This is a genomic window from Aliidiomarina soli, from assembly GCF_003986975.1.
Classification (GTDB): domain Bacteria; phylum Pseudomonadota; class Gammaproteobacteria; order Enterobacterales; family Alteromonadaceae; genus Aliidiomarina; species Aliidiomarina soli.
In genome coordinates this window covers 1-1114 of the sequence record NZ_PIPO01000010.1, presented here as the reverse complement: position 1 = coordinate 1114, position 1114 = coordinate 1, and the positions used below count along the sequence as shown (strand labels likewise).

The following is a 1114-nucleotide window of genomic DNA, read 5'->3' as shown; positions in this document are numbered from 1 at the left end:
TGGTTCATGACTGGGGTGAAGTCGTAACAAGGTAGCCGTAGGGGAACCTGCGGCTGGATCACCTCCTTAACGATAGCTCAAAAGATGTGAGTGCTCACACAGATTGAATTGGCTTTGATACATGGTAAATAAACGTGAATATACGTGATGATGAAAGTTATCGCGTGTTTTGTGTGGATGACACACAGAACGGATGTTCATTGTACGGATACTGGGTCTGTAGCTTAGTTGGTTCGAACGCACATTCAGATGAGCGTGAGGTCACCGACCGACACAGGTTCGGTAACGTTTAGGATACTGGGTCTGTAGCTCAGCTGGTTAGAGCGCACCCCTGATAAGGGTGAGGTCGGTAGTTCAAGTCTACTCAGACCCACCAAATTTGATTGGATGCTGCGTTGGCTGCGTCGTCGCATACTACAGTATGCGTCCTCCTTGCCGCCTTGCCTCCAACCAAATTCTGCGGAAAGTTCCACAGGTATTGGGGCCATAGCTCAGCTGGGAGAGCGCCTGCCTTGCACGCAGGAGGTCAGCGGTTCGATCCCGCTTGGCTCCACCATTTCCTCGTATCCTGCGTTGTGGCACTCGTCGTGTACTACAGTACACGTCCTCGCACCACGCCTTGTCTACAAGCAAATGGCTACGAGGCGACCTGCAAACGTTTATTTACCTAGCGAACGATAAGTTAGCGATAAGTGATGTTTAAGACATTATTTATCAGTAACTTACTGTTACGTGCTCTTTTACAACTTGGACAAGCTGATTGTAACAAACAAAGAGAAATCTCTTAGGTAATACTCTACAAGACACACTTGGTGTAGAGGCGTATCGTACTTTGTCATGTAATAAAGAAGTACGACTCGAAGCTTTAAGGCGAAGGATTTTTTGTGAAGGCCAAGGCGCCGTCGAACGATTGAGGGAGCATACATTGAGTATGTGACCGATTGAGTGAAGACAGCAACGCTGGCATTTGCGAAAAAGACAAGCCCTTATACGTTTTTGGGTTGTATGGTTAAGTGACTAAGCGTACACGGTGGATGCCTAGGCAGTTGGAGGCGATGAAGGACGTACTAACTTGCGATAAGCCATGATAAGCCAGTAAGAGGCATTTGAATCA

General features: G+C 47.6%; 2 tRNA genes and 2 rRNA genes. All 4 read left to right on the top strand.

From position 1 onward, the window contains the following. Window positions 1-69, top strand: a 16S ribosomal RNA gene (locus CWE14_RS14680); the annotation flags it as partial. A 230-nt stretch (window positions 70-299) separates the two neighbouring features. Further along, window positions 300-376, top strand: a tRNA-Ile gene (locus tag CWE14_RS14675). A 104-nt stretch (window positions 377-480) separates the two neighbouring features. Next, window positions 481-556: transfer RNA gene (locus tag CWE14_RS14670), tRNA-Ala, on the top strand. Between the two features lie 451 nt (window positions 557-1007). Then, a 23S ribosomal RNA gene (locus tag CWE14_RS14665) occupies window positions 1008-1114 on the top strand; the annotation flags it as partial.